This window comes from Sorangium sp. So ce367 (assembly GCF_051520455.1).
Taxonomy (GTDB): Bacteria; Myxococcota_A; Polyangia; order Polyangiales; family Polyangiaceae; genus Sorangium; species Sorangium cellulosum_B.
In genome coordinates, this window is record NZ_CP150334.1 from 12,830,362 (window position 1) to 12,852,564 (window position 22,203).

The window sequence follows — 22,203 nt, forward strand, 5'->3', positions numbered from 1 at the left end:
GCGCGCTGGAACATCGGTCGGCTCGCCGAGCGCGGAGAGAAAGCGGGCGATGTTCCTTGGCTCGGTCGCCAGGGCGACGAGCTTCATCCGCCCCTTGCAAGCTGGGCACTCGAGGACATCGATATCGTCCCAGGCATCCGCGGCAGATCTCACACGTCGGTCGTGTCGCTCTCGCCGATCGCGTACCCGACGTTCGGACGACACACGAGGTCGCCCTTGCAATCGGCATGGGTGTCGCAGTCCCCTTCGTAAATCTGGCAGCCGCCGATCGAATTGCAGTATCCGCTCGTGCTGCTCGACTGGCGGCTGGTCGACTCGACGCACAGGTCGTAGTCGTCAGGCAGGCCCACGAGGGCTCCGTTGTTGTTGCCGCAGACAAGCCGGCGGACAATTCCGGTGCCGCGCCCCCCGGCGCGAGCGACGGAGGGAGGCTGCCGCCGGGGCCTGCTCCAACGTACCTCGCCGCGGCACCCTGGCACGCGGGCACGGGGAGGACGCCGCGCCCCCCGGTGAGCTTCGTTGTGTTCGTCGTTCAGCGAGGCGGGAGCGCGACGCAGCTCCGGCGCCCGCCGCGATCGCCGGCGGAGCGCGAGGCCGGCATGGATCCCGTCACGGGACGTCCATTGCAGCATCGCGGCGTCTCCGGAAAGCGCGGCCCGCGCGCGCCTGCCTCCTGGGGGGCGCGGACGGCCCTTGCTCCGTCGACCCCAGCCAGCGCGCCCGGCCAAGGCGCGCGCCGCGGCGCCGTCAACCCCGGCCTCCGGATCCTTCCAGAATCCACGCTCGGCCGCACAAGCTTCATATTACCATGCCTGAATGGCTACGAATCCGTTGAGCAGCGCTGAGCCGGCTCTCGATCTTTCTTTCTATCGCGAGACCGCGGCGCGCCGCGCTCACGCGTCCCAGGATTACATCCACGGCACGAGCATGTCCGAGCGCAGCCGCCTCGCCACATTGAACGAGCTGAGCAACGGCGACTTCGTGCGGTTCCTGGAGCTCTCCGAGACAGATCACGTGCTGGAGGTGGGCAGCGGTCTCGGTATCCTCACCTCCGAGGTCGCTGCCCGCGTGCCGGACGGCATGACCTTCGGCCTGGAGCGCTCGGGCGAACAGCTCGAGTTCGCCCTTCAGCAGCTCGATCGCGTCTCCGGGGACATGCTCCCGCACCTCCAGTTCGTGCAGGGAGACGCGCACGATCTGCCGTTCTCCGACGCATCGTTCGATGTCGTCTACTGCCGCTACGTCCTCGAGCACGTCGCGAGCCCGCTCCGCGTGCTCCAGGAGATGCGCCGCGTCCTGCGGCCGGGAGGCAAGGTCTTCCTGCAGGAGGGTAACATCTACGCTGTCCAGTTCGACCCCGACTGCGCGAGGTTCGAGGAGGTCTGGCGCAAGTTCGGCCAGATCCAGGAGAAGCTCGGGGGAGACCCGGCGATCGGCAAACGCCTCTTCCGCTTCCTCGCGGCCGCTGGCTTCGAGGACGTGTCGATCAGCCTGTCCCCGGTGCTCCACCACGCCGGCACGGAGGGGTTCGCGCCATGGGTGTCCGTCTTCTCGGATATCTTGCGCACCGCCGAGGACTCCCTCGCGGCGCACGGGCTCCCCCGGGACGAAGCGCGCGCGGCGATCGCGGAGCTGGATGCCGTGCGCGATCGAGACGACGGGGCCGTGTTTTTCTACTGGAACCGCGCGCACGCCAGCAAGCCCGCCTGAGCGCACCTCCGGTGCTCCCCGCCTCGTGACATTCCGGTGACCTTGCCGTGCGATCCTGCGCCCGTGCTCTCCCCCCGTGCCAGTCGCCTGCGCGACTGGGCGATCCATGCACGCGCGAATGTGGCGATGGCCTTGTGTGCCCGAGCAAACGTGGCTCTTTCTGCGTCGCGGCGAAGCCCAACGGCCAGGCATGTGAGAGCGACCGCGCGTGCCTGAGCGGCTACTGCGACGACTCAGGTGGTGAGACCCTCTGCAGCGACCCCGAGGCCAACGGGCAGCCGTGCGCCAATGACAGTCAGTGCAAAGAGGGCAACTGCGACACCTCGAGCGACCCACCCGTCTGTGCGCCGAAGAGGCCGAACGGCGCGACATGCACCACGGGCGACCAATGCGCGAATGGCGCGTGCGTGGACCATCAAGGTTCGGGCGTGTACACGTGCGCTTCGGCGGCGTCCGGATGCTCCATCTCCCTCTGATCGGCATGACAGTTTGGGGCTCGCCGGAAGGAGCGCAGGCGAGCCTCAAAAGGGGCTCGCCGGAACGCGAGCTCTCCCGCGACGAATGGCAGGCCCGCCGCGCGTCGATTTCGTGAGCCGGGGGACGCGTTCGGGTAGCATCGCGGCCGTGGCCCTGCTGCGTCCGCTCGCCCCGCCGTACGATCCGCTCGACTGGGCGAAGCGGCCGTTCCCCGAGCGCGCACGCATGGTCTGCGAGGCGTGGGCGCTGCAGGGCTCCGGCGCGCCGCTCGCCGTCTACGTGCTCCACGCGGTCAAGCTCGCCCTCTATGCCGGCGCCTGGGTCCTGTTCTGCAGCACCTCGCCGAGCCTCGGCGGCCTCTCGACGATCGGCGACTGGTGGCTGCACCCGCTCGCGTTCCAGAAGGCGATCCTGTGGAGCATGCTGTTCGAGGGCCTGGGCTTCGGCTGCGGGTTCGGTCCGCTCAGCGGACGCTACGCCCCGCCCGTCGGCGGCCTCTACTTCCTCCGCCCCGGCACCACGAAGCTCGCGCTGTTCCCGCGCGCGCCGCTCCTCGGCGGCACGCGGCGCACCCCGCTCGACGTCGCGCTCTACTTCGCGCTGCTCGCCCTGCTCGTGCGCGCGCTGCTCGCCCCCGCGCTCGGCGCCTCGCACCTCGTGCCGATCGCCGCGCTCGTGCCCGTCCTCGCCGTCGCCGATCGCACCATCTTCCTCGCGCTGCGCGCCGAACACTACTGGACCACCGTCGTCGTGTTCGCGGCCACCGCCGACTGGATCGGCGGCGCAAAGGCGGTCCAGCTCGCGCTCTGGCTCTGGGCCGGCGTCTCGAAGCTCAATCACCACTTCCCGACCGTCGTGTGCGTGATGACGAGCAATAGCCCGTTCGCCCGCTTCGCATGGCTGCGGCGGCGCATGTACGTCCGCTATCCGGACGACCTGCGCCCGTCGCGGCTCGCGATCGCGATGAGCCACGCCGGCACCGCGCTCGAGCTCGGCGTGCCCATCGTGCTCGCGTGCTCGACCGGCGAGACGGCGATCGCCGTCGGCATCGCGATGGCGCTCGCGCTCCACGCCTTCATCACGAGCAATGTGCCGATGGGCGCGCCGATCGAGTGGAACCTGATGGTGGTCTACGGCGTGTTCGCGCTGTTCTGGGCCCACCCCGGCGCGTACCCGTTCGACGTCGGCCCGCCGCAGCTCGGCGCGCTCCTCGCGATCATGCTCGTCGCTGTTCCGCTCCTCGGCAACATCGCGCCTGGGCGGATCTCGTTCCTGCTCGCGATGCGGTACTACGCCGGAAACTGGCCCTATAGCGCCTGGCTGTTCCGCGGCGACAGCTATCGAAAGCTCGACCGGCTCGTGAAGGGCGCGCCGTGGATCTACGACCAGCTCGACCGGCTCTACGACCACGCCACGTCGGTCGGCCTCGTCGGCAAGGTGCTCGCGTTCCGCCTCATGCACCTCCAGGGCCGCGCGCTGCCGGTCCTGCTGCCGAAGGCGATCGAGGGCCCGCTCCACGAGTACGAGTACCTCGACGGCGAGCTCGTCGGCGGCCTCGCGCTCGGCTGGAACTTCGGCGACGGCCACCTGCACCGCGATGGCTTGCTGCGCGCGATCCAGGACCAGTGCGGCTTCGCCCCGGGCGAGCTGCGCTGCATATTCGTCGAGAGCCAGCCGCTCGGCGGCGCGAAGATGGCATATCAGATCCACGACGCTGCCTCCGGCCTGCTCGACGCCGGCGAGCTCGACGTGCGCGAGCTGCGCGGGCGCCAGCCGTGGGCGGGCCCGTGACCGACGTGGACGCCGTCGTCGGTCCGCGCAGCTGATCGCGATCCTATGGGCTCGATGAGCTTCGCCGACGGTTCGCCGCTCGCTTTCATCCTGGCCGCGGTGATCGCCGCGGCCGCCCTGCTCGCCGTGGGGCTCTATCTCGCTCACTCGCGGCTGGGCGCGGGCAAGCCCGTCATCGTCAGCGCGACGCTCCACGGCGCGGGCCCCTTCACGCTGACCGTCGCGGCGCCGCCCGCGGGCTCGGCGGGCCTCTTCATCCGCTACGCCGTGGCCTTCCCCTTCTTCAAGCCTCCGGGAGGGCCGACGAGCCGCACCTTCGGCCTGATCGTCGAGCTGGTTGCGGACGGTCAGGTCCTGACGTTCGGCCACGGGGGGACGCATCCACCGGGGCTCCTCGAGTTCGAAGGACTGGCCCACTACACGACCTCGTTCCGACCGGGAAATGCCGGCGAGCCCACGCGCTACACCGCTTCCGTGCTGGTGAAGTCTTTCTCGAGCTGTCCACGCAGGCTCTCGGGCGTCGTGCGCACTGCCGAGGGCACAACGCTGGCGACCGCGACACTCACGCTGAGGTGAGCGCGGCCCTCAGGGCGCCATCGAGCTCTGCAGGAAGGCGGGGAGCCCGGCGCACCAGTCGAGCACCTCGGCGAACCGGCGCGTGATGAGGACGCCGAAGAGCGGATCGCGCGCGAGCTTGGCCTGGGTGGTCGCCGGGCTCGAGAGGCCGCAGAGGAAACGCGCCGCCTGGCGAGGATGGCCCAGGGCGCGCGCGTGCGCCGCGCGCAGCGCCGTGAACGCGGCGACGTCGAGCCCCACCGGCATCGGCGGCGCGTGCGCCGGCTCCGGCAGCGTCACGGCGACGCCGGCGCGGCAGAAGGTGCAGCGCCCGCACGCGGCGTCGAGGCGTTCGCCGAAGTACGCGGCGAGCGCGGCGGCGTGACAGCGCGCCGAGGTGAGCAGCTCGATCACCTGCCGCACGCGCCCGATCTCGGCGTCCTCGCGCCTCGCGAAGCGCGCGAGGAGCTCGCCGACGAGGGCGCCCGCGTCGTCCGTCGAGGCGACGCGCACGAAGCGGTGCCGGATGTCCGACGCCTTGAGCTCCGCGAGCCCCTGCCGCTCGAGGTACTCGAGCGCGCGCACCACCCGCTCGCGCGGCTGCTCCAGCGCGGCGGCGGCGGCGGCCGGGTCGATCGCGTACAGGACTCGCCCCTTCCTCGCATGGCCGAAGAGCGCCTCGAGGAACCGCGCCGGCTCGCCCTTCACCGACGCGATGACCTCCTCGAGCGTGCGGTGGAGCCGCACCTCGTAGCCGGCGTAGTGCGGCGTGAGCTGCCGGACCGCGCCCATCAGCTCGAGGTAGGTCAGCGCGGTGCGGAGCACGAGCGGCCGGACGTCGTGGCGCGTCCCCAGCGCGTGCAGGCCGAGCTCCACCTGGGGCGCGGCGAGCACGGCGCCGACCACCCCGTGGAGCGCCTCCTCGGTCGGCGTGTCGCCGTAGGCGAAGTTCTCGAGGACCGGCAGATCATCGCCGCACACGAAGACCTCGACCACCGAGCGCGCTTGATCCCTGCCGGCGCGGCCGATCTCCTGACTGTAACTCTCGAGGCTCTTCGGGAGATTGTAATGGTCGACATAACGCACGTCGGGCTTGTCGATCCCCATCCCGAACGCAATGGTGGCGACCACGATGCCGCGGTCGCTCTGCATCCAGTCGTCCTGCACGCGCGCGCGCTCCGCCGCCTCCATCCCGGCGTGGTACGCGCGCGCCGGCAGCCCCGCAGAAGCGAGCTTTTCGGCCACGTGCTCGGCGGTCCTCTGGAGCGTGACATAGACGATGGTGGAGCCGGGCGGCCGGGATCGCAGGCGCTCGATCAGGACCCGGTCGCGCGCGGTCGCGCTCACCGCCGTCGCGCGGAGCTCAAGGTTCGGTCGGTAGAAGCCGGTGATGACCGTGTGCTCCTCGCGGATGCCGAAGGTGGCGCAGACGTCGCGCACGACCCCGGGCGTCGCGGTGGCCGTCAACGCGAGCACGCGCGGCACGCCGAGCGCCCGGGCGGTGTCCGCGAGCCTCAGGTAGTCGGGGCGGAAGTTGTGTCCCCACTCGGAGATGCAGTGGGCCTCGTCCACCGCGAAGATGGCGATCTTGAGCTCTTTCAGCAGCGCCATGAACCGCTCGCTCACGAACCGCTCGGGGGCGACATAGAGCAGCTTCGTCTTGCCCGAGCGCAGATCCCTGTGCGCCTCCGCCGCGTCGTCGGCTGACAGCGACGAGTCGAGCCGGACCGCGGCGATGCCGCGCGCGCTGAGGAAATCGATCTGATCCTTCATCAGCGCGATCAGCGGAGAGATGACGATCGTGACCCCGTCGAGCAGGAGCGCGGGGAGCTGGTAGCAGAGCGATTTGCCGCCGCCCGTCGGGAAGACCGCGAGCGCGCTGTGGCCCGAGAGCAAGGCATCCATGACCGCGCGCTGGCCTGGGCGGAGCTCGCGGAAGTTGAACCGCGCCTCGAGGACGTCGAGCAGATCGGGGCCGGATGGCGTGGGCTGGTTCAAGGGGGCATCCTACACCTCGCTCGCGCCGAGGAACACGCCGCCGTCGGCGTCGCGCCGCGATCGCCCTGGAGCGCTCCTCGGGCGAAACTATCCACGTGAGCATCGAGAACATCGACGATCTGCGCGTGCTGGTCGAGACCGCCCGCCGCGGGACGCTGACGGCGGCGGCGCGGGTCCTGGGCGTCACGCCGGCCGCGGCCAGCGCCATGCTCAAGCGGCTGGAGACACAGCTGGGCGAGCGGCTGTTCGAGCGGTCCACGCGCGCGCTGCGCCTGACGCCGGAGGGCCAGATCCTCCTGGACTACGCCTCCCGCGCGCTCGATCTCCTGGAAGAAGGCGAGGCGCAGCTCGCGTCGCAGCGCCGCTCGCTCGTGGGCACGGTGCGCGTGGCGGCGCCGTCGGATCTCGCGCGCAGCGTGCTCTTGCCCTGGCTCGACGAGTTCGTGGCGGCCCATCCGGGCGTGCGCCTGGCCCTGTCCGTGACCGATCGCGTGCAGGACGTGATGCGCGACGTGGTGGACCTGGCCTTACGTTACGGCGAGCTCAGCGATTCCCGGCTGGTGGCCCGGGCGCTCTCCACGACGCGCCGCGTGCTCTGCGCTTCCCCCGCGTACCTCGCGCGGCACGAGCCGCCGCGCTCGCCCGAGGACCTGGCCCAGCACAACTGCCTGACATTCCACGTCAACCACAAGCGGCACGTGGCCTGGCGTTTCGAGAAGGACGGCGCATGGACCGAGGTGCGCGTCGACGGCGACCGCGACGCCGACGACGCGGCCATCGCCCACCAGTGGGCCCTCGCCGGCGCCGGCCTGCTCTACAAATCCGAGCTGGATCTGGTGCACGATCTGCGCGAGGGCCGTCTGGTTCGCCTGCTGCCCGGCTGGCAGGGTGAGCACTATCCGCTCAACGCCATCCTGCCGAGCCATCGTTTCGTCCCGGCGCGGGTGCGCGCCCTTGTCGACTTCCTCGCGGCGAAGCTCCGCGACGTTTCACCTCAGAAGCCCGGTGTGCCCGGCGCCAGGGGCTTGAAGCGATAGACCAGGTAGGGCGGCTTGTTCCTGGCCACGCCGTCGGCCTGGAGCGCGCCGGTGAGGGACAGTTGCGCCGCGCCGGTGTACATGGTGCCATCGCTGTTGTAGGTGACGCCGTCCGGCCAGACCATGTCCGGGTCGCTGACCAGGCGCTCGTATTTGCGGGTGTCGGACGGGATGACGCCCACGGCGCGCTCGCCGACCTCGGTGAGGTACAGGTTGTCATCCTGGTCGATGGCCAGGCCGCCGTTGAAGGGCTTGTCCGCGTAGGTCTCCACCTTCTCCCCGAGCTGCGCGGCGGTGAGCGACGTGTCCAGAAGGTCGCTCATCCGGACCCGGTACATCTTGTAAGCATTGAGCGGGGCGAAGTAGAGCCATTCGTTGTTCGTGTCGAGAGCGATGCCGTCCACGCCCACGTACAGGTCGACGGCGCCGCTCGTGGGTCGACCCACGTCCCAGCGGATGGGCTCTTTCACAGGCATCACGCTGGGGTGGCCTTGCAAGAGGCGCCGGCTCTCGCCGGTGGACAGGTCCACCACCACGAGCGCCGCCTTGTCGCCGACCCCGCCCGAGCCTTCGCCGATGGCCTCATCGGCGAGCACGATCACCTCGTGCTTCAGGTCCACCACGAAGTCGTTGTGCTGCGACTCGGTGAGGGTGGCTTCCGGTGAGATGGACAGGACGCGCTCGAGCTTGTTCTGTCGGGTGTTCCACCCAACGAGCTTGGGCACGAGGCCAGCGGGGCGCCCCGCCGCCTTGTCCGTGGATCTGGCCGAGTCGAGCAGCCAGAGGACGCCGTTCTGGTCCGTATGCAGGCCGAGCACCCAGTCCAGGCAGGCGTTGAAGTCCGATTTCCAGCTGCCGTCGGCGTTCTTGCAGCTTTGCCACTCCGTGCTCGGGTACGGTGTGGTGGACTCCCGATCTGGGTTGAGCAGCGCGACCTGCACCTCGGGCTTGTAGAACGGGTGAAAGCCGATGATGACCCGGCCGTCGGGCATCTGGGTGATGCCGCCGACGCCGGTCGAGTCGAGCCGAGCGTAGACCTCGAGCGTGGGCTGCGGCGGCCGCGCCGGGCCGGCGCTGTCGCCGCAGGCCGTCGCGCCTGCGACCAGGGCCGCGCCCGCGGCGAGGGTCAGGCTCGCGAGCTTGAGCTTGAGATGCGAAAACCGATGCATGCTTGTCTCCTCGTCGTGGTGGTCCTCCATGCTTGAGGAGCGCACCCTGGCGGACAAGCAGCGGCACGCGGAAACAGTTTCAGCGTTTCGTTGAAGGCGGTGCCACCGGCAGCCCGAGCAGCCGGCCGATCGTTCTGTGAACGACCCGGGCGCCCACCTCATCCCCGAGTGCGACGGCGCGGCTCAGAATGCTCGCGAGCGAGGCGACCACCGCAGCTCGACGCGACGGCTCGGCCACGGCGAGCTCCCCAGGCTCGGGGCTTGACCGCTGGGCCGAGCCGACATCACACCACGCGGCGCTCGTCTCGCCGGCCTGCAGCCCTCGGCACGACGCTCGGCCATGTGAAGGCGAGCTCTCCGCCCACTGGCAGCTGGTTCCACAGAGGCGCCAGCTCTTCGAGCCGGAGGACGACGCGATCGACTCGCCGGGCATCTTCGCTCGAGAGCGACTCGCGCGGCGCGGGCCGCGAGGCATCCGGGCGCTGCCCCTGGCGGCGCCTCCAGATCAGGTCGCAGACGGCGGCGAGGCGCTCCGACGTGACCATGTCGTGCTGCCTGCCCTCGTCCGCGCTGCGAAGCGATGTCTCCCGGCGCAGCTGCTTCCGCCGCTCGCGCGCCCGTTCGCGCGGGCTCCGGTCGCCCGGCGCGGCCGGGATAAAGGTGCCGCCGCCGCTCGCGGCACGACCGAAGACGCCCGACGTCAAGCCGAGCTCGGCCTCCACGACGTAGTGGACGAGGTCGTGCGGAATGTGGTCGTCGAACCCAGGCGCCGGATCCATCGCCTGGGGCTGTTTGCCGGCGACCTCCACGACGACGGCGTACCGCCGCTCGCCGGTGCGTCGAAAGATAACGTCCATGATGAGACATCAGGATAGCACCTTCGCGTCCGAAGACAACCTGCGACCTTATCATGGCGACGTTCCTGATCGATGTTCCGGAGCGCCGAGCACGTCGTTCGAGCGAGAGATGAGCCGCCAAGACGCCATGAGACGCCATGAGAATAACACGAATATATTGGCGTCTCATGGCGCCTTGGCGGTTCGAGATTCTGCACTTTCAGGCAGTTTTGGCCCCTTTGTCGCTCTAGCTGCGGGGCGCTTCACCGCGTGTCGAGCGCGGTCCAAAGATTTCGGCATGCGCCAGGTCGTAGTCCGGATCGCCGGCCCGCTCGTCATCGAAGGCCAGATCGAACCAGGCCTCTCGGTCTACCCACCTTGGCCCCAGATCAAAGCGTTTGAAGTACGCGATTCGACCATTGAGAGGAAGCGCACTGAAATGCGTGAGGAACGCTTTCATGCACGCAGCCCCGTCCAGCGTATGCCAGAAGAAGCTGTCCTTCTCGACGTAGACGAGGAAGTCGACGCCCCGCGCGTCGAGCTCCCCGACGATCGCGCTGCAAAGCAGCGTTGCACCGAAGGAATTCATAAGCATTCGCATCTCGCGAGAGTAGCCCGGCTCGCGCGCCCCTGTTCGCTCCGCGGGAAATCGCCCGTATCCTGTCGGCATGGATTGCCCCACGTGCGGCCGCTCGAACCCGGAGGCCTCTGTCTTCTGCCTGGACTGCGGCGCCCGGCTCCCCCGGGCCGCGAGCGCGCCCGTCGCGGATCCCGTCACCGATCCCCACGCCCCGAGCGCGCCGGCGGAGCGCTCCCTCGAGGAGCGGGTGGGGCGGCTCGAGCGCGAGGTCCAGGCGCTGCTCGAGCGGCGATCCGCGTCGATGCGCGACGAGCTCCGCTGCCCCGCATGCGGCGCAAGGAAGATCCTTCACGCGCCCAGGGTCCTCGACGCGGACGCCGAAGGGCGGAGCGAGCTCGCCATCGCGCAGCCGAGCGTCTGGAGTCGCCGGAGGGTCGGCAAGCTCGAGGCGTACATCTGCGCGGGCTGCATGCTGGTCGAGTGGCACGTGAAGGAGCTCGCGGGGCTCGACGAGCACGCGGACGTGTCGGTGCTCGATGGTGAGGCGCCGCGCCGGGGACCGTATCGTTGAGCGATCGCGTGCGCCCGCGTTGTGAAGCCATGCAAGGTCGGCTCGTCCCCGAGGGCGACCGCGCGGCTCAGGGTGCTGGCGAGCAAGGCGACCACCGCGGCCCGACGCGCTGTCTCAACAACGTATCTCTGCATCGAGGGCGATGTGCTGCGTTTTGACGGCGCGGACCGGGCGCGCACCGCCGAATCCTGGGCGCGCGACCCAGAGCTCGAGCCGGGCGCCGCCCGGCCCTGACCCGCCCGCGAGGCGGCCTGCTCACCACGTCGAAGGGCCGGGCGGCCCGACGCGCCCCGTGGCGAACGCGCCGATGGTGGACCAGTGGGCCGTGCACGGGGGCAGCGAGGACAGCGATGCCACATGGTCGTGGAACTCGGAGATGCGCAGGTTCTCCACGTTCAGGCACTTCGCGCCCTCGGGGCTCCAGATCGCTTCGAGGTGCGTCGGGTCGGCGCCCGGGAGGATGCCCAGCTTGTCGCGCACGACGATCGGGGTGCCCGGGCGCGTGAAGCTGGTCGTGCGCTCCGCGCCGCCCGCGGGGCCCGCGAAGTAGGCCGCGCGCTTCGCGTGCAGGCAGGCGCCGAACAGGAAGCGGCCCTCGTCGGTGCTCGCCGTTTCGGTCCGCCAGGGGGCATATCCCCACGAGAGGCACGTGTCGATGGCCCCCGTCTCACAGCTCATCGTGGTCGCGCTGGCGTCGCGCGTGACGGTGGCGAAGAGCCCGTCGACCCTGCTCTCCCCCACGAACGACGCCCGGAGATCGACGCCGGCCACGCTGCAGTGGCGGCGCCACGTGGAGGCGCCCGGATCGGCCCCGGCGGGGACCACCCGGTATTTGACGTTGTACCGTCGGAACCAGGAGCGCGGCTCCGGATCCGGAGACGGCGGCGGCAGCGGCGCCGGGCCCGGCGGCTCTACCATCAGCTCGTAGCGGAAGAACAGGCCCCCGGGGCCGGCCACCTCGAGCTTGAACGAGGAGAGCGCCGCTCCCCGGACGGGCGGGAACACGACGCCGTCGAGCGCAACCTCGATCTCGAGCTCCATCCCGACGGCGCGCACGCTTCGCAGCACGACCGGCCGAAAGGCCGTCTCGCCGGGCAGCCTGCGCGACGCGCTCACGGCGGACGAGTACACCGCGGTGGGGTTCGTCGCGCTGCGGAACTCGAGCTTGACGCTCCCCCCGGCGTTGACGAACCGCTCGGGGCAAAAGGACGGGACGCCTTGATCGTTGAGAAAGCAGTAGGTGCTGTCGCTGGCCGCCACCACGTAGATCCCCGGACCGTTGCTGCCAGGGCGCTTCGTGGGGTCATAAGGCAGCAGCGCCCTGAGATCGGGGATCTCGAAGGTCGTGTCCCCCTCGGCGCCTCCCGTCGCCGCGCCGGGCTGCAGCGCGTCGGGGGGCTCGCCGGCGCCGCCGGCCTCGATCCCGGTCGCGGGCGCGTCCGGCGCCGCCTGCGCCGCGTCTTCGGGATCCCCGGGCCCGGGCAGCGCGCAGCCGCCGCACGCGCCCGCTGCCAGGAGCGCAAGCATCGATCGCGCGCGCCACGCCCCCGAGACGCCTCCGGCGGCCCGCACGCCGCGCCCACGTCGCTCGTCTCGCCAGGTTCCGTTCCTCATCGGTCATTCTCCTCGTCGCGCTCGTCGTGCTCGCCGCCCTCACCACCCCGGAGACCGCGGCCCCAGCTGGACGCAGGCCCCCGTGCTCCGACAGCCCCGCAGGGACGCCCCGGGGCGGGAGGCAGGATGCGGCCCTCCGGCCCAGGGCGCCGCCTTCACTCGCAGCTCGGCGGGCGGATGGTCGTGCCTCCCGCGGTGACGCTGAAGGGCGGTCGATTCGGGCTGAAGGGCTTCGCGTGGTCGTCGCAGGCCTCGACGCCGAAGAGCGCGCGCGCCGCGCCTGCGCCGAAGGCGTCTTCGCACTGCTGCATCGCCTCGCTCACCGCCTTGGCCTCGGCGCCGATGGCGCTCGTGTCGATGCTGCCGTCGGGGTTGAAGCGAATGTCGGTCACGTGGTTCACGGTCGTCGAGCTGGTCTGCGTCGAGACAGGGGCACACACGAGGCCGAGCTGGGCCTCGACGCACTTCGCCTGCGCCGCGCTGAACCCGCTGGCGCGCAGGGTGTTCGAGTACGAAGCGGGGTCGGCGCAGACGTTCGACGGGTAGGGGAAGCCGGAGACCGCCCGGCCCGTCAGGCAGATGTTCACGGCCGGGCGCGCGCCGCTCGGCCCATCGGCCGCGCAAGGCGGCGGCGTCGGCGGGTTCGGCGCCGTGTCGGCGAGGCAGGTGTCGACGTCGACGGGGAAGCTCGAGAAGGCGCCGTCGAGCGGCAGGTGCGACTGGACGTTCGGCTGCGTCAGGGGCGCGCCCGTGCCGGAGCCGGTGCCCATGCGGAAGCGGTTCGCCTCGGGCCAGTCGCCCGTCGTCGTCTCGGCCAGCGTCCCGCGGGTGTTGACGATGGGCACGTCGAAGCCGAAGGGCCCGAAGCGCAGGTGAAGCTTGATGGCCGCCGAGTACGTCGCGTTCACGAAGCCGCGGGGGGTCACCGAGAGCGCCGTGACGGGCTGCTGGTTCTCGAGCGCGACCGCATCGCGCAGCACCTGCTCCTGGCCGCCGTTGACCCCGAGCCCGCCGGAGACGTCGAGCCACATGGCGAAGACGCCGATGTCGAACCCAGCGCCCGCCGTCAATACCGACTCCATGCCGGCGCTGTGCCGCACCGTGAAGGTGTGATCATCGTCCTGGATCATGCGCGCGAGCATCGGGTTCGTCACCGGCATCAGGCCCATGTCGCCCGCTCCCGAGGGCGACAGCAAGAACCAGCGCAGGCCCGACGCCGGCGCGACCGGCGTCGGCGTGGCGGCCGTGCCCGAGTTGAGCATCATCGGCATGTCGCCCCACGACACCGGGAAGGGCGCGACGATCGAGCCGATGGGGGCCATCGGCCGCGGCGTCAGGCCGAAGGGCAGCGTGCCCGAGGTGTGGCCGAGCAGCCGTTCGTTCGGCGTGCTCAGCGTGCCGATGTCGGCGCGCGCGTTGAGATCGAGGTACACGTGCACGACGCCGATATCGAACAGCGGGAACCTGACGGGGTCGGGCCGCACGACCGCCCGGCGCGAGACCACCGCGTCGGCGTGCGTCACGGTCTGAAAGCGCCGGCGGAAGGCGCCTGTCGTCGAATCGAGCGACGCGTCGTTCACCACCTCGCCGTCCGCGCTGACGAAGGCGAGCGGCGCGCGCATCTCGCCGAAGCCCGGCAGTCCCATGTTGCCGATCGGCGTCAGCTTGCCCCCCGCGAGGATGGGCACGACGAACGCCTGCGCGCCGTCGTTGGCGCCCGAGCCGGTGAAGCGCTCGGGCCCGTCGAGCACCACCGTCGGCTCCATGACGAGCAGGTCCACCGTGTGGCCGAAGAGCTTGAGCTCGGCGAGCGCCCTCCGGCCCATCGACCGCTTGCCGCGCACGCTCTGCTGACGTTGCACCTCGCGGGCCGCGCAGTACAGCCGCGCGCCTCGCTGGCGCGCCTCGCCGAACAGGCGCGGGTCCGGGTAATTGAACGTGCCTGTCTTCTCGATCGAGCGCTTCAGCCAGCGGGCGCGCGCGGCGGCGAAGCCGTCGAAGTCCTGCGTCACGCTGGCCGAGAGTCCCCCGGGGAACATCGCCCTGAAAGCGGCCAGCGTCGCCGTGGCGTCGGCCTCGTCGAGCGCGGCGGCGACCTTCGCGTCCGCGCTCGCGAGCGCCTCGTCGAGGTGCGTCCTGAGCGCCGGAGGCGCCGAGAAGGGGTCGGTCGTGGCCGCGTTGCGCCAGCTTGCGCGGTCGCTCGTCGGCCCGGCCGCGAGGTTCGCCCCGTTCGAGAAGCTCGCCAGGCGGATGGCGCTCGTCGTCGTGTCGCTGATCGGCGTGCTCGCCGGCACGGCGCTCATGCCGGCCGCGGGCAAGGTCGCGCTCGCGGTGGCGGGGCCGGCGACCGGCGAACCCACGCTGACGAGCGGCTGCTCGCCGACGCCGGTGTCGTCCGGCGCTTCCGGCGCGGGCTCCGCGTCGGCGAGGCACCCGGCCGCGAGCGCGCCGAGCACAACCAGGACGACAGGAGACAGGACCGAGCTGCGGCGGGCGCGCGTGTGGACATGATTCGACATGATTTCCTCCTGAGCTGGCTCGCGACGCCTGCGCGCGGCGCGGCGTCGTCGATGGATGGCCTCGCGCCCCCCGGCTCGGGGGGCGCGGCGTGGTGGCGTCGACCCGGCCACCGCGGACGTCGGTGCCGCCGCGCGCGGCATGCTCCGCGGACGCGACGGCCTTTCGCGACGGCCTTTCGTGAAGGTGGTTAGCGAGGCGCGTGCCAGCCGCTCCGCCTCCGGCCCGGATCCAGCGCAGGCCCGCGCGCGCCGCCGCGGGACGCTGCGCCTCGTGTCACCCTTCGGAGCCCCAGCCCCGGGCACCGGCTCGGGCACCGCTGTGGACACCGCTATGGGCACACCCGTCGGCGCCAGGCACCTATACTGACCATGGGATGACGGACGACGGGTCGACCCTGCAGCCGAGCGGGCATCGCGCCTCGAGCAGCGGCGGGCCCGCCGCCGCGCCGGGCCTCGTCCGCGTCTTCGGCGCCGGGGTGACCCTGGCCAGCGCGCTGCCCTTCGAGGGCGAGGCGCTCGAGCTTGGTCGCGGCTCGGCGGCGCTCGGCGAGGCGAAGGACCCTCGCATGTCGCGGCGCCATGCCCGCTTCCGCTTCGATGGGCGGCGCTTCTGGGTCGAGGACCTCGGCAGCCAGAACGGCACCTTCGTCGACGGGGAGCCGCTGCCGGCGGGGGCGCCGCGCGAGGCGACGTGCGTCGTGCGCCTCGGCGACTCGCTCTTCGTGCCCTCGAACGACGTCGGCCCCCTGGCGCGCCAGGGCGTCGTGGCGCGCCAGGGGTTTGTGCGGGGCCCGGCGATGCAGCGGCGGCTCGCCGAGGCGGCGCGCGCCGCCGAGCTCGGGCTCTCGCTGCACATTCGCGGCGAGAGCGGCACCGGCAAGGAGGGTGTCGCCCGTGCCTTTCACGAAGAAGGCCCGCGCGCCGCCGGGCCTTTCGTGCCTGTCAACTGCGCCTCCATCCCGCAGGGCATCGCCGAGCGCCTGCTCTTCGGCGTGCAGCGCGGCACTTACTCGAGCGCCAACGCCGACGCGCAGGGGTACCTCCAGGCGGCCGAGGGGGGCACCCTCTTTCTCGACGAGATCGGCGAGCTCGACCTCGAGGTGCAGGCCAAGCTCCTGCGCGCGCTCGAGACGCGCGAGGTGCTCGCGCTCGGCGCGTCCAGGCCGAAGAAGGTCGATTTTGCCTTCTGCTCCGCCAGCCACCGCGACCTGCGCGCGCAGGTCGCGAGCGGGCGGCTGCGCGAAGACCTCTACTTTCGCCTGGGGCGCCCCGCCGTCGAGCTGCCGCCCCTGCGGCGGCGCCTCGAAGAGATGGCCCTCTTGATCGAGCAGCAAGTGCGGCAGCTCGCGCCCGAGCTGGGGGTCCACGTCTCGCTGGTCGAGGCGTGCCTGCTGCGGCCCTGGCCGGGCAACGTGCGCGAGCTCCTTGTCGAGGCGCGCGCCGCCGCCCAGAGCGCGCTCATGCAGGGGGCCTCGCGCGTCGAGGCCGCGCACCTCAGCCCGAGCGCCGGCGCCCTCTTCGAGCCCGACCCGCCCTCCGGCGCCCCGCCCGCCGGAGGCCGAGACAGCGCGCCTGCCGCGCGCCGGGCGCGCCGCGCGCTGCCCTCGCGCGCCCCCCCGCTCGACGCCGGCGAGCGCGCCCGCATCGAGGCGGCGCTGCGCGAGCAAGGCGGCAACGTGCGGGCCGCGGCGCGGGCGCTCGGCATGCACCGGACGCAGCTTCGCCGGCTCATCGAGCGGCACGGCCTCGGGGCATCGACGGGCGCCGGCGAGCCCGACGACGCGCTGGGCTCCGTCGACGAGAGCCCGTCCTAGCGCCGGCCAGACGACAGACGACATCCCGGGCGTCTTCACGAGGGCGGGGCGCCTCGTGCCCTCGTGGAGGGGCTCGCTGCCTTCTTCAGGGGCGGATGGCGAGCAGCGTCGGCGTTTGACCCGGCGCCGCGGCGGCAATCGCGTCGATCAGCGCGCGCGGCTCGCCAGGCCCGACGGCCCCCGTCTTGCGGACGGCGTCGACCCTGCTGAGCCCCCACAGGAGCGCGGCCGCCGCCGGCGTGGGCAGGCGGCTCAGCGTCCCAATCGGCTCCGGCGTGATGGTGTTTCCGAGGCGGCGCACCACGCGGAGCCCTTCCTCCATGGCGCGCGCGAGGCGCATCGCCTCTGCCCACGACACGCCTGCGTTCCGCGCGTGCGCCGTGACGATAGCCACCATCGCCGGCGCGACGAGCGCCGCGTGCGTGCGCAGCCAGCTCTCCATGTCGGCGTGCACGACGGCGGGAATGCCGGCGTCCGTGAAGACCTTCGCCCACGCCGCGTCCGTCACCGTGGTGACCACCCCTCGGGTGACGACCTTCGACGTCAGCTTGCCGTCCTCGAGGGTCGCCAGGATCGCGGGGAAGCCGAAGGCGAAGCGCGCCGGGCCCACCGCATCTCGGAGGCGGCCCAGCGGTTCAAAGGTGTTGAACATGAACATCACGGACCTCCCCGCGCTCTCGGCCAGCGCAGGGAGCACGGCGTCCACCTGGTGCGCGAGCACCGTCACGAGCACCAGATCCCATGGCGCCGTCGCGTCGAGCGCGGCGCTCACGCGCACCGCCGCGCGCTCGCCCGAGGCGCTCACGATCGCCTCGTCCCGCCGCAGCTGCTCCAGCCGCTCTCCACGGGCGACCACCGTCACCTCGTGCCCCGCTCGCGCGAGCTGAAAGGCAAAGGTGCTTCCAATCCTACCGGCGCCGACAATGGCAATCTTCATGTGTTACACCGTAGCTCCTGTAAAAATGCCCATGAAGGACCGCCCGAGTCAGAAGTACCGACCAAGGCTCTCCCTGGTGAACTCCGTCAGCTCCGAGGTCCGGCCGGTCTTGATCTTCTGCACCCAGGCCGGGTCGTTGAGCAAGGGGCGCCCGACGGCGACGAGATCGAAATCGCCGCGCTCGAAGCGGCGCACGAGCTCGCCGAGCCCCTGGGGCGCGGAGGCCTCGCCCGCGAAGTTCCCGAAGAGATCGCCGGACAGGCCGACCGACCCCACGGTGATCGTGGGTTTGCCGGTGATCTTCTTCGCCCATCCCGCGGCGTTCAGATCGGAGCCGGCGAACTCGGGCTCCCAGTAGCGTCGCTGGGAGAGGTGGAGCACATCGGCGCCCGCCTCTGCGAGCGGCAATAACCACTGCTCCATCTCCTTCGGCGTCCTCGCGATCTTGTGATCGTACGCGCCCATCTTCCACTGCGAGAGGCGGAGGATCACAACCATCTCCGGCCCGACGGCCTCTCGAACGGCCTCGAGGACCTCGACGGCGAAGCGATTCCTCTCGCCGATGGTTTTTCCTCCATACTCGTCGGTGCGCTGGTTCGTCACCTCGTAGAAGAACTGATCGATGAGGTACCCGTGGGCGCCATGGATCTCGATGGCGTCGAAGCCGAGGCGCTTCGCGTCGGCCGCCGCCTTGCCGAAGGCCCGCACGGTGGCGTGCACGTCGTCGCGGGACATGTTCGCCGGGCCTTCCAGGGCCGCGGGCTCCTCGTGGCCGTTCGGATCCTGCTTGGCGAGCCCGACGTGCCATAGCTGGGGCGCCATCTTCCCTCCCGCCCTGTGCACGCTGTCGATGACCTTTCGCCAGCCGTCCAGCGCCCGCTCGCCATAGAAATGCGGGACGTCGCGGAGGTGAAGCTTGCCCGGCCGCTCCACGACCGTTCCTTCCGACAGGATCAACCCGACGTCTGCGGCAGCGCGCCGGGTGTAATAATCGACGTTCGGCTCGCCCGGCGCGTTGCCCGGCGATCGCTGGCGCGTCATGGGCGCCATGACGAACCGATTCTCGAGCTTCAGCCCCTTCAGCTCGAATGGCTTGAAGAGCGCGCTCACGTCGTCGTTCCTGTTCGGTCGCGGATCCGCCATCGCTCCGTCCCTTCTCCGGTTCTCCGGGCGTCGTCCTCGTCGCGGCGCCGCGGCCGGCAGCGCCCTGGCGCACCGGGAACGCCCGCGCCTGCAATCTCGACACCGCGGCGCCATCGTCATCGACGACGCCCTCCTCGGTGTTAAACCAACTGGATGGTTTAAATCTAGGGAGCGGCCTTGGCCGTGTCAACTGGGCGGAGCGGCGATGCCGCAGCGCGGGGCGAACGGCCGCGGGCGAGCCGCGCGAGGGAGGCCCGGAGGTTGCGCTCGAACGTGGGCGGTGCGCTCTTCTTGCCGCGCGCCACGGCGTATGCTCCATGAAGGATCCACCCATGCGCTACGATTCGGCGGCGACCAAGAAGAGGCTCCTCGACGCTGCGCTCGACGAGTTCGCCGAGCGAGGGCTGGCCGGCGCGCGCGTGGACCGCATCGCCGAGCGGGCCTCGGCGAACAAGCAGGCCATCTACGCCTATTTCGGCTCCAAGGAGGGTCTGTTCCGCAGCGTGCTTGAGGAGCGGTGCCAGATCGCGTTCGACGCCGTGCCCTTCGACCCGTCGGACCTGCCGGCCTTCGTCGCAGGCGTCTTCGATCACCTGGTCGAGAATCCGAAGAGCGTGCGGATGATGATGTGGAGGCAGCTCGAGCTCCCCGACGAGGCGCAGCACGACGTCGCGACCGCCAAGGTGCAGGAGCTCGCCGGGGCCTACGACCTCGGGGCGACGCCGAAGCGGTGCGCCGAGGACCTGTTCGTCATCCTCCTCGGGCTGTCGATGTCCTGGTTCGGCTTCGCGCCAAACCAGCCGGTCGAGAAGGGATCGGCGGCGGAGCAGCGGCTGCACGCCTTCAGGAGGTCGCTGGTCACGGCGACCGATGCGGTCGTGACGGCGATGACGACGAAGAAGCGATAGCTGGTCAGTGCCGAGCCTCGGCGCCATTGGCCGCCGAGGATGCCGCCGGCGCGCTGCCAGGGCGGGCGGCAGGCCCTGACGGCAGGCCGCAAGCACCGTGGCGCTCAGGGGAACCACGCCGCGACCTGCACCACCTCGCGCGCCGCGCCGGCCAGGCCGTCGTCGCCTGCGATCGCGGCGATGAGCGGCGCGAGTTTCACGAGGCTGACGCCGTCGCCTGCGAGCGCGGCAGATCGGACGTCTGCGGCGAGCGCATCGAGCAGAAGACCGAGCGCCGCGACGGCGCCCTCGGGCGGGAAATATCGGGCCAGCGGGAGCAGCTCGAGCAGGCGGTCCGGCTCGTCGGCGCCAAGGCGCAAGGCGAGGGAAAGGGCGCGGCGCGTGAGCTCGGGCGCGTGCGCGGGATCGTGGCGTGCCAGGAAGCTGAGGGCGACTTGGTGGTGAGCGTCACCGAGCGGCGCGATCCAGGCGAGCACTGCGTCGCTGTCGCCCGTCGCCGCGAACCAGGGGCCCACGTCGAAGAGCAGCCCGTAGCGATCGAGCGGCTCGGCCTTCCGAACGGCCTCGTCGATGCGCGCCCGCAGCCGCGCCGGCTCCGCGGCGAAGGGGAGGCTCCGGGCCAGCGCCCGCACGCGCGACGCGACTGACAGCGCTTCGAGCAGGTCCTCGGCGGGATCGCCGAACGCCCTGAGGTGCGGGATCAGGCCCTCGAAGAGCTCGGCGGCGTGCTCGCCGAACTGGGGCGCGAGCGTCGCGGCGCGGCGGGCCTCCGGGGCGTCGAGGAACGGCACGAGCCGCGCGAGCGTCCAGTGCTCGGCCAGGTCGTACGGCTCGAGGTGCTGCTCCACCGCGGCGAAGGCGGCGCGTACGCGCTCGGGATCGCCGAGGACCCGCGCGAGCGCGGCGAGCGCTCGCGCCCGCGCGGGTCCAGGCAGCGCTTCCGCGTCGGGCCAGAGCGCCTCGGCGACAGCACGCGGGAAATGCCTGGCGAAGACCTCGATATCGCCAGGATCGCCGGCGCCATCGCGGAGGCTTCTGAGCGCCTCACGTGCGACCGCAACCCCTTCCTCCGGAGGCAGTGCTTCTGTCGCGACAAGCATTTGGTGTGCTCGCTCCTCCGCGTTCTCCGTGGTCCGGAACGCGGCGAGCGCTTCCTGCGCGAACGCGTATCTCGCCTCGCCCCTGACGGCTTCGGCGAGGCTCAGGAATGCGTCGCCGCGGAAGTCGGCCTTCGGGATGCGCCTTGCGGCGTCCTCGGCCCACGCGAGCACCTCGGCGCGCGCCGGGCCGGCCGTCATCGCCGCGCCGAGCGCGGTGAGCGCCCTGGCCTGATCTCGCGCATCCGCGATCGGCGTCCGCCGGGTCATCGGCTCGACGCCCACCGGAGCATCGTCGTCCTCGCGGTCGGCGTATGAGTTCACGCTCGCCTCGACCAGGGCCGCGCGCACCGCGAGCGCCACGATTTCGTGACCCATTGGAAGCGCCTCCACGGCGTGGCGGCGCACGCGCTCGAGATCGGCGACGAAGCCGAGATAGGCCTCGGGCCGAGCCATCCAGCGGGCGAGGTGCTCCTCGGTGACCAGCGCGGCGAATGCCTGGAGCGGCGCGGCGGCCTGCTCGAGGTGGGCGCGCACGTAGGCGCACGGATAGCCGTCCGGCGGGAGCGACAGCAGGCGGCGGAGTGACGCGTCCCGCGTGTCGCGGTCGAGGCGCTCCTCCACCTCGCGCCGGGCCGCGTTCGAGCGGAACGCATACGTGCCCTCGACGGCCGCGATGAGCGGCTCGACCCCGGCGAGGGCACCCTCGATCGGGACCCCGAGGGCGGTCGTGATCTCGTCCTCACGAAGCCGGCCGTAGGCGACGGAGAGCAGGCCGAGGAGCTTGGCTGATGCGGCGCCCGCGGTCGCGAGGATCTCCGCGGGATCGCCCGGCGCAGGCCAGGGTCGCGCCGGCAGTGGATGGATCCGCGTGCGCGCCGGATCGAAGCCGAGGCGCGGGAGCCACGCGCGGGCCGCGGCGTCGTCGCCCTCGACGGTGGCGAGCACCTTGATGCGGGGCCCTATGGCGGAGAAGAGCGCCGGCCAGGCGACGAGGGGCTCCGCTTCCTCGACGTCGGTGATTGCGAGCAGCAGCGGCGGCTCGGCCTCGGTCGGTCCCACGCGCAGATGCTCTTTCGCGATCCGCCAGCGCAGCCACCGAGGAGAACCGCCCGCGTAACCGACGCGCAGCCGCGAGGTGAGCAGTGCGACCAGGTCGCGCTCGAGCCTGAGATCAGGCCCGACGGGCACGAGGTGCGCAGCGCGAGCGGTGCCTTCGTGCTGTGCACGGACCAGATGGGCGGCCACGACCGCGCGCCGGCTCGCACGCGGGCCGTGCAGCAGCGCATAAGGCACATGCGGATCGGCGAGCCACCTGTCGAGCGTAGCCAGCGCCGCTCGCTCTGCAGGGTCGAGCACGGAGCGGGACGCCTCGTCCCAGGCGCAGCAGAAGGCGCGCTCGACGGGCGCGGGGGCGGGGATCGAGGGGCGCGGTATCCTCATCGCA

At 71.5% G+C, this 22,203-nt stretch carries 17 protein-coding genes; 7 read left to right on the top strand and 10 right to left on the bottom strand.

What is annotated here, in order from left to right; all coding sequences use genetic code 11:
• Positions 1–149: 149 nt before the first annotated feature.
• Positions 150–350, bottom strand: coding sequence for a hypothetical protein (locus WME97_RS48780; protein ID WP_437548055.1), 201 nt, complete (start codon positions 348–350; stop codon positions 150–152).
• Positions 351–816: 466 nt separating this feature from the next.
• Between WME97_RS48780 and WME97_RS48785 the strand changes: the two genes are divergently transcribed.
• The 3 genes from WME97_RS48785 to WME97_RS48795 all read left to right on the top strand — a co-directional run bounded on the left by WME97_RS48785 (position 817) and on the right by WME97_RS48795 (position 4,554).
• Positions 817–1,710, top strand: coding sequence for a methyltransferase domain-containing protein (locus WME97_RS48785; RefSeq protein ID WP_437548056.1), 894 nt, complete (start codon positions 817–819; stop codon positions 1,708–1,710).
• Positions 1,711–2,334: 624 nt separating this feature from the next.
• The gene (locus tag WME97_RS48790; RefSeq protein WP_437548057.1) at positions 2,335–3,978 is read left to right on the top strand and encodes a DUF3556 domain-containing protein; all 1,644 of its coding nucleotides are present in this window, start codon (positions 2,335–2,337) and stop codon (positions 3,976–3,978) included.
• Positions 3,979–4,032: 54 nt separating this feature from the next.
• On the top strand, positions 4,033–4,554 hold the full coding sequence (locus WME97_RS48795) for a hypothetical protein (protein WP_437548059.1): 522 nt from the start codon (positions 4,033–4,035) through the stop codon (positions 4,552–4,554).
• Positions 4,555–4,563: 9 nt separating this feature from the next.
• Here the strand turns inward: WME97_RS48795 and WME97_RS48800 are convergent, their stop codons facing one another.
• Positions 4,564–6,531, bottom strand: a complete 1,968-nt coding sequence (locus tag WME97_RS48800; protein ID WP_437548060.1) for a RecQ family ATP-dependent DNA helicase — start codon at positions 6,529–6,531, stop codon at positions 4,564–4,566.
• 95 nt (positions 6,532–6,626) lie between these two features.
• On the opposite strand from WME97_RS48800, the gene WME97_RS48805 reads away from it, so the two are divergent.
• A complete protein-coding gene (locus WME97_RS48805) occupies positions 6,627–7,568 on the top strand; it encodes a LysR family transcriptional regulator (RefSeq protein WP_437548062.1) in 942 nt (313 codons plus the stop codon).
• Here WME97_RS48805 and WME97_RS48810 read toward each other — a convergent pair.
• From WME97_RS48810 to WME97_RS48820, 3 genes are all read right to left on the bottom strand, one after another.
• Positions 7,526–8,737: an L-dopachrome tautomerase-related protein gene (locus WME97_RS48810; protein WP_437548064.1), complete on the bottom strand. Its 1,212-nt coding sequence runs from the start codon at positions 8,735–8,737 to the stop codon at positions 7,526–7,528. The two genes, WME97_RS48805 and WME97_RS48810, sit on opposite strands and share 43 nt — an antisense overlap.
• Positions 8,738–9,021: 284 nt before the next feature.
• Complete coding sequence (locus WME97_RS48815) at positions 9,022–9,594, bottom strand: hypothetical protein (RefSeq protein ID WP_437548065.1); 573 nt, start codon at positions 9,592–9,594, stop codon at positions 9,022–9,024.
• 226 nt (positions 9,595–9,820) lie between these two features.
• On the bottom strand, positions 9,821–10,162 hold the full coding sequence (locus tag WME97_RS48820; RefSeq protein ID WP_437548067.1) for a hypothetical protein: 342 nt from the start codon (positions 10,160–10,162) through the stop codon (positions 9,821–9,823).
• 79 nt (positions 10,163–10,241) lie between these two features.
• Between WME97_RS48820 and WME97_RS48825 the strand changes: the two genes are divergently transcribed.
• Positions 10,242–10,724, top strand: coding sequence for a double zinc ribbon domain-containing protein (locus WME97_RS48825; RefSeq protein WP_437548069.1), 483 nt, complete (start codon positions 10,242–10,244; stop codon positions 10,722–10,724).
• A 255-nt stretch (positions 10,725–10,979) separates the two neighbouring features.
• On the opposite strand, the gene WME97_RS48830 is transcribed toward WME97_RS48825, so the two are convergent.
• Both WME97_RS48830 and WME97_RS48835 read right to left on the bottom strand, forming a co-directional pair.
• Positions 10,980–12,338, bottom strand: coding sequence for an ADYC domain-containing protein (locus WME97_RS48830; RefSeq protein ID WP_437548071.1), 1,359 nt, complete (start codon positions 12,336–12,338; stop codon positions 10,980–10,982).
• A 155-nt stretch (positions 12,339–12,493) separates the two neighbouring features.
• Positions 12,494–14,857 (bottom strand): hypothetical protein, encoded by a 2,364-nt coding sequence (locus tag WME97_RS48835; RefSeq protein WP_437548072.1) that lies wholly within the window; start codon positions 14,855–14,857, stop codon positions 12,494–12,496.
• 374 nt (positions 14,858–15,231) lie between these two features.
• On the opposite strand from WME97_RS48835, the gene WME97_RS48840 reads away from it, so the two are divergent.
• A complete protein-coding gene (locus tag WME97_RS48840) occupies positions 15,232–16,671 on the top strand; it encodes a sigma 54-interacting transcriptional regulator (RefSeq protein WP_437548074.1) in 1,440 nt (479 codons plus the stop codon).
• Positions 16,672–16,756: 85 nt separating this feature from the next.
• Here the strand turns inward: WME97_RS48840 and WME97_RS48845 are convergent, their stop codons facing one another.
• The gene (locus WME97_RS48845; protein WP_437548076.1) at positions 16,757–17,608 is read right to left on the bottom strand and encodes a ketopantoate reductase family protein; all 852 of its coding nucleotides are present in this window, start codon (positions 17,606–17,608) and stop codon (positions 16,757–16,759) included.
• A gap of 48 nt (positions 17,609–17,656) precedes the next feature.
• Positions 17,657–18,751, bottom strand: a complete 1,095-nt coding sequence (locus WME97_RS48850; RefSeq protein WP_437548078.1) for an NADH:flavin oxidoreductase — start codon at positions 18,749–18,751, stop codon at positions 17,657–17,659.
• A 332-nt stretch (positions 18,752–19,083) separates the two neighbouring features.
• On the opposite strand from WME97_RS48850, the gene WME97_RS48855 reads away from it, so the two are divergent.
• Entirely contained in the window at positions 19,084–19,659 is a 576-nt protein-coding gene (locus tag WME97_RS48855; RefSeq protein WP_437548080.1) for a TetR family transcriptional regulator, read from the top strand.
• Positions 19,660–19,763: 104 nt separating this feature from the next.
• Here WME97_RS48855 and WME97_RS48860 read toward each other — a convergent pair whose 3' ends face one another.
• On the bottom strand, positions 19,764–22,199 hold the full coding sequence (locus tag WME97_RS48860; protein WP_437548082.1) for a hypothetical protein: 2,436 nt from the start codon (positions 22,197–22,199) through the stop codon (positions 19,764–19,766).
• Positions 22,200–22,203: the final 4 nt, after the last annotated feature.